Source organism: Streptomyces sp. URMC 127 (genome assembly GCF_051386535.1).
Taxonomy (GTDB): Bacteria; Actinomycetota; Actinomycetes; order Streptomycetales; family Streptomycetaceae; genus Streptomyces.
Map to the genome: position 1 here is coordinate 1 of NZ_JBPQTW010000268.1, position 7,934 is coordinate 7,934.

At 72.9% G+C, this 7,934-nt stretch carries 6 protein-coding genes; 1 reads left to right on the forward strand and 5 read right to left on the reverse strand.

Annotated features, from left to right (window positions below):
- From ACSNOH_RS31400 to mtnA, 5 genes are all read right to left on the reverse strand, one after another.
- Positions 1 to 305: ComF family protein (locus ACSNOH_RS31400; RefSeq protein ID WP_436724844.1), on the reverse strand; the 305-nt coding region annotated here is incomplete at its 3' end.
- A 103-nt stretch (positions 306 to 408) separates the two neighbouring features.
- A complete protein-coding gene (locus tag ACSNOH_RS31405) occupies positions 409 to 2,250 on the reverse strand; it encodes an LpqB family beta-propeller domain-containing protein (RefSeq protein ID WP_436724845.1) in 1,842 nt (613 codons plus the stop codon).
- A complete protein-coding gene (gene mtrB, locus ACSNOH_RS31410) occupies positions 2,240 to 4,318 on the reverse strand; it encodes an MtrAB system histidine kinase MtrB (protein WP_436724846.1) in 2,079 nt (692 codons plus the stop codon). Before mtrB ends, ACSNOH_RS31405 begins: the two co-directional genes overlap by 11 nt.
- A gap of 1 nt (position 4,319) precedes the next feature.
- Complete coding sequence (gene mtrA, locus ACSNOH_RS31415) at positions 4,320 to 4,997, reverse strand: two-component system response regulator MtrA (RefSeq protein WP_055539974.1); 678 nt, start codon at positions 4,995 to 4,997, stop codon at positions 4,320 to 4,322.
- 142 nt (positions 4,998 to 5,139) lie between these two features.
- A complete protein-coding gene (gene mtnA / locus ACSNOH_RS31420; RefSeq protein ID WP_436724847.1) occupies positions 5,140 to 6,294 on the reverse strand; it encodes an S-methyl-5-thioribose-1-phosphate isomerase in 1,155 nt (384 codons plus the stop codon).
- Between the two features lie 202 nt (positions 6,295 to 6,496).
- Between mtnA and ACSNOH_RS31425 the strand changes: the two genes are divergently transcribed.
- Positions 6,497 to 7,771, forward strand: a complete 1,275-nt coding sequence (locus ACSNOH_RS31425) for a glycerophosphoryl diester phosphodiesterase membrane domain-containing protein (RefSeq protein WP_436724848.1) — start codon at positions 6,497 to 6,499, stop codon at positions 7,769 to 7,771.
- Positions 7,772 to 7,934: the final 163 nt, after the last annotated feature.

Genomic DNA, 7,934 nt, shown 5'->3' on the forward strand with positions numbered 1-7,934 from the left:
CCACTTCCCGGCCCATTGGCCGCCGCGCGCACCGCACCCGCCAGGGCAGCCCCCAGCGGCCTCGCCAGCCCCAGCACCCCGCGCTCCTTGTGCGCGATCAGCGCCGCGCGCACCGCGCCCTCGTACCGCGCTGCCGCATGGACCGGCGGCAGCCCGGCCGGCTCCGGATCCGGTCTGACGCGCCGCGCACCGCCCCCGCCCAGCGCCGCCCGGCACTCCCCGCACAGCACGGACCGCGCCCGCCCGCACCCCGCGCACTCGCCCGGCAGCACCAGGCCCGTGATCTCCTGCCACCATCCGCGCACAGATCCACTGTCCCGCCGGCCGCGGCGCCCCGCCACCCCTGTGGAAAACTCCCGGCACGGGGAGCCGGGGAAGCCCCGCCGCTCCCGGGGAGAGGGCCCGCCGTCAGCCCGGATAGACCGGTGCCGAGCCTTCCTTGGTCACCAGCTTCCAGTTGCTGTCGGGCAGCAGCCGGACGATCCCGCCGTCCCGCTCGGCCACCAGTGCCGGTGCCTTCGTCGCGCTCTCCGAGGCCGCGACGCCCCGCACTCCCGTGATCCCGGGCAGCGCGGAGGCGTTCGACAGCGAACCGTCCGTGTCGATGTACTGCAGCTGCTGCAGCCCGCCCTGCTCGTTCCCCGCGACCAGCAGCCGGCTCCCGCCGGCCCACGACACCGCGTCGACCTGTTCCAACCGCGGCGCCACGGAGCGCAGTTCCTGCACGGACAGGCTCAGCTTTCCCGCGCTCCCGTGCCGCTCGACCCGGCCGAGCTTCAGGCTCGTGCGGTCGCCCTTGGTCACCAGCAGCGCGATCCGCACCCCGTCGGCCGCGACCCGCAGCCCAGTGATGCGCCCGTCGAGCCGCGGCACCTGGACCTCCTCCGGCGTGCCGGTGCCGCCGGGCAGCCGCAGCAGCCGCGGCCGGTCCGGGTCCTGGTCGGCGACCCACAGATCGCCGAGCCCGTCCCAACTGGGGGCGGTCAGCCCGGCCTTCGGCCCGCCGCGCGCGGAGGTCACCCGCGGGTCTCCCAGCGCCGCTCCCGACTCCATGCCGGTGACGTACAGCGTCTGGCCGTTGTTGGCGACGCCCGCAGCGTGCCTCTCCTTGCGGTCCACAGCCACCGACCGCAGCTGCAGGGCGCTGTCACTGCCGAAGGGCCCCGGCACGCGGCGCGGCTCCTCGTCGCCGTCGGCGAGACTCACCATGCGGTGCTGCGCGTCCACGAAGTACTGCTGGTCGGCGCCGAGCCCGGCGGCCTGGTCGGGGGCGTACTTGCGCGCCTCCTCCCGCCCCAGCGAGCACATCTGCGAGCCGTTCTCCCGCTGCAGCACCACCTCTGCGACCTTCGCCGACTGGTCCTGGACGGTGTAGAGGAGCTGCGCGGCCATGCGCGTGCACTGCGTCTCGTTGGCGCCCGCGGCCTTCCCGTTCAGCCGGATCTTCAGGGCGTTGGAGTCGTCCACGGAGAGCCGCTGGTCCACGACCTTGGCGCCGGTCGGGAAGGCCGTCGCGGCCACCGGGTCCAGCCAGTTGGTCGGCCCGTCGAGCAGCGCGTTGACCGTGGAGGTCACGGGGTCTATGCGCTTGCGGAGGTAGACGGGGTCGGCGACGAGGATCTGCCGGCCGCCGCCGGAGCCGCTCGTGCCCAGCTCCGCGAAGTAGTACTTGTTGACGGAGCGGTAGATGCGCTGGAAGTCGGCGACGCCGAGCACCAGCCCGGGCGGCAGGTCGTCGATGCGCCACTCGCCGCCCTCGCGCGCGACGTGGATCCGCTCCTTGTACACGCCCTCGTCCGGCTTGTACGCGTGCTTGGCGTCGATCGTGGCGACGCGCTTGCCGATCAGAGTGACGGTGTAGTCCTGCTCGCGGTCGTCGGTGCGCTCCGCGCGCACCTGCGGCGGCTCCGCCAGCACCACCGTGACGCTCGCCGGGTTCCACTCCCGCTGCTTGCCCTTGGCCAGGTACATGCGGGCCGTGCCGTAGTCCGGGTCGTCGCTGGTGGTGGCCTCCAGGAAGCCGGTCACGAGCTCCTGCGGGCGCTCGCCCTTGTGCGGCGGCACGCCGTAGACCCGCACCTGCGAGTCCGCGTCGGCGCGCTGCGAGGAGTCGACCGGCCGCACCTCACCGCTGTCGGGCATGGAGGCGCACCCGGCCAGCAGCGCACCGCTGACGACGAGCGCACCGAACCCTGCGGTCCGCCGGAGCGGGCCGTGCGGCCGGCGGCGGCGATTGCGTTCAGCGCCCACGCGCCTGCCCTTCACGTCCACCGGAACGTTCGGCCGAACGTTCCTCCGCGGCCCCCGCCGCGGGCTTGCCGGCCTCCCGGGAGCCCTCTGCGCCGCCCTCGCGGGAGCCCGCGCGCGGAACCACGCGGGCACCGCTGCCCGGCAGGGCCGCCGGGTCCACGGAGGGCACGTTCTTCGTCTGCGGCGCTACGGGCTTCAGGCCGCTGCCCTGCGGGAGCACCCCTCCCGACCGGCCGGACGGAGCCAGCGGCACCCCGGCGTCGCTCAGCCCGCGGTTGCGGCGCGAATCCTCCGGCTCCAGCGGCAGCGGCGATCCGCGCAGCGTGTCGCCCGCCGTGGCGGGCAGCGTCAGCCGGAACTGCGAACCGCCGCCCGGCTCACCCCACGCCTGCAGCCAGCCGCCGTGCAGCCGCGCGTCCTCGACAGCGATGGACAGCCCGAGGCCCGTGCCGCCGGTGGTGCGGGCACGCGCGGGGTCGGCCCGCCAGAAGCGGTTGAACACCCGCGTCGCCTCGCCGGGCTTGAGGCCCACGCCGTAGTCGCGGACCGCGACCGCGACGGCGCCGCCGGCCGCCGCCAGCCGCACGATGACGTCCCGTCCTTCGCCGTGCTCCACGGCGTTGACCACGAGGTTGCGCAGCACGCGCTCCACGCGCCGCGCGTCGGCCTCGGCCATCACGGGCTGCTCCGCGCCCTGCACCAGCAGCCGGCTGCCCTTGCGCTCCGCGAGCGGCAGCGCCCCCTCGATCACGCGGTTCACCACGTCCCGCAGGTCGACCGGCTCGGCCTCCAGAGCGGCGGCGCCCGCGTCGAAACGGCTGATCTCCAGCAGGTCCGCCAGCAGCGACTCGAAGCGGTCGACCTGCCCGTACAGCAGCTCCGCCGACCGCGCGGTGACCGGGTCGAAGTCCTCCCGGGCCTCGTGGATGACCTCCGCGGCCATGCGGACCGTCGTCAGCGGCGTCCGCAGCTCGTGCGAGACGTCCGAGACGAACCGGCGCTGCATCCGCGACAGCTGCTCCAGCTGCTGGATCTTGACCTGAAGGTTCTGCGCCATCTTGTTGAAGGCTTCACCGAGACGGGCGATGTCGTCCTCTCCGGTGACCTTCATACGCTCCTGCAGCACACCGGCCGCGAGCCGCTCGGAGATGCTGGCGGCCATCCGTACGGGCGTGACGATCTGCCGCACCACGAGCCAGGCGATGGCCCCGAGCAGCACGACCACGAACACCCCGGCGGTCGCGAGCGTGCCCCTGACCAGACCCAGCGACTTCTCCTCCTGCGTGTACGGGAAGAGGTAGTACAGCTGGTACGCCTTGCCGTTGGGGTCGTACATGCGCTTGCCGACGACCAGCGCGGGCTCGCCCTCGTCGGAGGCGTTGTGCTTGACCGACGCGGACTTCCACAGCGCCCCGGTCTTGGTGTCCAGCTGCTTGCGCAGGTCGGCGGGGATGCTGGCCTCGGGGTCGATGTCACCGGAGGCGCGCGGGCCGCGGGCACCGGCGGACGACATGTCGCCGTAGCCCGGATCGCCGTAGGCGAGGTCGCCGCCGCCGGAGCTGAGCGCCACCACGTGGTAGACGCCCTGCCCGCCGCTGGAGAGCTGCTGCACCTGGGCCGTCAGCCACGCCCCCGGATCGGTGGCGCTGCGGTTGCCCGACTGTGCGTCCTGCCCGCGGGTGTCGCCCGCGGTGTCGGCGGCATCGCGCGCCGCCTTGAAACCGCCCTCGGCCTGGCTCAGCGACGCGTGCCGCTTGGCCTCCAGCAGGCCGTTGCGGACCTGCCCGACGACGACCACACCGAGCAGCAGCACGACGCCCATCGACATCAGCAGCGTCGTGGCGACCACCCTCAGCTGGATGTTGCGCCGCCACAGCCGCATCGCCGGCAGCAGCGGCCGCCGCACCCAGCGCACGTAGAGCCTCAGTACGGGATGGACCGGCCCCGCGGCCGCGCCGTCGGACAGCATCTGCCCGGCCCGCCACAGCCGCCGGAAGAGAGACGTGCCGCCCGCCGTCTCGACGGGCCGCCCCGCGCCCCGCTCCGGAGCGGCACCGTTGCCGGACATGTCAGCTCGGCCCCGCCTTGTAGCCCACGCCACGGACGGTCACCACGATCTCCGGCCGCTCCGGGTCCTTCTCGACCTTGGAGCGCAGCCGCTGCACATGCACGTTCACCAGGCGGGTGTCGGCCGCGTGGCGGTAGCCCCACACCTGCTCCAGGAGCACCTCGCGGGTGAAGACCTGCCAGGGCTTGCGGGCGAGCGCGACCAGCAGGTCGAACTCGAGCGGCGTCAGCGCGATCGACTGGCCGTCGCGCTTGACCGAGTGCCCGGCCACGTCGATGACCAGGTCGCCTATCGCCAGCTGCTCGGGCGCGGGCTCCTCCGACCGGCGCAGGCGGGCGCGGATCCGCGCCACCAGCTCCTTCGGCTTGAACGGCTTGACGATGTAGTCGTCCGCCCCGGACTCCAGGCCGACGACCACGTCGACCGTGTCGCTCTTCGCGGTCAGCATCACGATCGGCACACCGGACTCCGCACGGATGAGCCGGCAGACCTCGATGCCGTCCCGGCCGGGCAGCATCAGGTCGAGCAGCACGAGATCGGGCTTCACCTCACGAAAAGCAGCAAGTGCCTTGTCGCCGTCCGCAACGAACGACGGCTCGAAACCCTCACCACGCAGCACAATGCCGAGCATCTCGGCCAGTGCGGTGTCGTCGTCGACGACAAGGACGCGTCCCTTCATATCGACATCATCCCATTTTCGCATCCGGTCCATAGAGCCGGGTGACGGAGCTCACCAGGCGCGACTGACACACTCCGGTGTGTCCCGTTGACCTGAGACCCGGATCGCGTTCGCCGCCAGGGGTGGACAGTACACGTGCGAATCAGGCCCGCTCACTCCCGGATCCCCGCTGCGACCCCGCACACAGCTCCGCCAGCCCCGCCCCCGTCACCGGCGACACCACCCCGTTCTCCGTGACGATCGCGGTCACCAGCTCGGGCGGCGTGACGTCGAAGGCAGGGTTGTACGCCTGCGCCCCCAGCGGCGCCACCGGCACACCCGTGCCCGGCTCCGCACCTGCCCCCGGAGGAACGACCGTAAACTCCGTCACCTCGTGCCCCGCACGCTGCTCCACCTCGATCTCCGAGCCCGTGGCCGTCTCCAGGTCCACCGTGCTCACCGGGGCCACCACGACGAACGGAACGTGGTGGTAGCGGGCCAGCACCGCCAGCGGATAGCTGCCCACCTTGTTCGCCACGGACCCGTCGGCGGCTATCCGGTCCGCGCCGATCAGCACCGCGTCCACCTCCCCCGAGGCGAACAGCGAGCCGGCCGCGTTGTCCGTGAGCAGCGTGTACGCCATACCGGCCCGTGCCGCCTCGTACGCGGTGAGCCGCGCCCCCTGCAGCAGCGGACGCGTCTCGTCCACCCACAGCCGCCTCAGCCGCCCCACACGGTGCGCCGCGCCCGCCACGGCGAAGGCCGTCCCCTCGCCGCCGGAGACCAGCGCCCCGGTGTTGCAGTGCGTGAGCACCCGGAAACCACCGCCCGGCACCAGCTCGTCCAGCAGGGCCAGGCCCTGCTCGGCCATCCGCGCGCTGGCCTCCGCGTCCTCCCGGTGCAGACCGCGGGCCTCGGCGAGGGTGGCCGCGGCGGCCTCCTGCGGGCCCCGCCCGTCCTTCAGGGCCTTCTCGTACGCGGCCAGGGCGCGCCGCACCCCGTAGGCCAGATTGACGGCTGTGGGGCGCGCCTGGGCCAGCAGGCCGGCGGCCTCGACCACGTCGAAGCCGCGCACGGCCGCCAGCGCCACCCCGTACGCCCCGGCGATCCCGAGCAGCGGCGCGCCGCGCACGGCGAGCGAACAGATCGCGTCGACCAGCACCGGCACGTCCGTACACACCAGCTCGACCTCCTCCGCGGGAAGTCTCCGCTGGTCCAGGAGCACGAGGACCGGCCCTTCCGGCCGCTCCTCCCACCTGAGCGCAGGAACGGAGCCGGGCTCGACGGACGCCATGGTTGCCGCGAACTGATCAGCCATCTGTCCAGTCTGGCCCGGACGTCCCGGCAGGGAAAGGTCGCCTGAGCATTCCTCCCTCGTACGAGCCCCGTACGGGCGGGAGTGGCTTGAACGGGCGTCTCTGCGGGCCCTGGAGCGTTGAAGAGCGCGTGACACGATTGCTGGCAGCCGCCCGGCCGCCGCACCGGCGGACGGCAGGGCACCGAGAAGGAGCGAGACGCACATGACTGACTCTCCGGGCCGGACCTCGCCCGGATCCTCCCCGTCCGACGAGACCGACCAGGCTGACAAGGCCGGCAAGGCCGCACAGGAGGACCGCCCGACCCATTGGGCCCAGGAACAGCCGCCCCCAGGTGACTGGTCGACCTCCGCACAGGGCCCACCGCGCCCACCGCGTCAGCGCCTGGGCACGGGCGAGAGAGCCCGCGCGCAGTCGGCCCCTCAACAGGGCCGGAGGGAGGCGGGCGGCCTGCCGGGGCAGCGGCCGGGACAGCAGCACGGCTGGCAGCAGGCAGGCAGGCCGCAGTGGGGCGGGCCGCCGCGGGCGCCGCAGCCCGGGGTGATCCCGCTGCGGCCGCTGCAGGCCGGGGAGATCGTGGAGGGCGCGGTCCGCACGATGCGCATCCACTGGCGGGCCGTCCTCGGCATCTCGCTGACGGTCGCGATCGGCACGCAGGCCGTGGCGACGGTGGTCGACCGGGTGTGGGACCGGGGCGCCGTGGAGCTCGACCCGCTCGGCGGAGTGACCCCGGAGACGCCACAGGAGCTGGTGGAGGCCATAGGCAACGGCCTCGGCGGGATCGGCGTGGCCTGGCTGCTCAGCCTGGTCGGGTCCATCACGGCGTCGGCCCTTCTGACGGTCATCGTCAGCCGTGCGGTTCTCGGCCGGCCGGTCACCGCCCGGGAGGCGTGGCGGAGCGCCAGGCCGCAGCTCGGCCGCATGGCCGGCCTGATGGTGCTGGTGCCGATGCTGCTGATCGGGGTGTTCGCGGTCGGCATCGTCTGGGGTCTCCTCGCGGCGGCGGCCGGGGCGGAGCAGGCGGGCATGTCGCTGACGGCCCTGGGCGGGCTGGCGGCGATGGTCGTGGCCACCTGGCTGTGGATCCGCTACAGCCTCGCGGCGCCGGCGCTGATGCTGGAGAAGCAGGGCGTTACGGCGGCAATGCGGAGGTCGGCGAAGCTGGTGCGGGGCTCGTGGTGGCGTGTCTTCGGCATCCAGCTCATCTCGATCCTCATTACGGCGCTGGTGAGCCTCATGGCGCAGGCCCTGGTTCTCGTCTTCGACGTCTTCATTCACGGCGCGGGGATGGGGGATCAGTCGGTGGCCAGTGCCACTGATTGGGCCTCGCTGGTGGAAATCGGTATCGCAGCAGTGGTCAGCTCGGTTCTTACGCTGCCGGTGGCGGCGGGCATGACGGCGCTGTTGTACATGGACCAGCGCATTCGGCGTGAGTCTCTTGACCTGGAACTCGCGCGGTCGGCGGGCGAGGGTAAATAAGAGCGCGATTCTGCTCGGCTGCTTTCCGGAAGGGGAAGCAGCCGGGCAGGGGAGTCCAGTGAACGCAAAAAAGCCTCAGGCCCGGGATCAATGATCCCAGACCTGAGGCTGAATAATTGCTCGGCGGCGTCCTACTCTCCCACACGGTCCCCCATGCAGTACC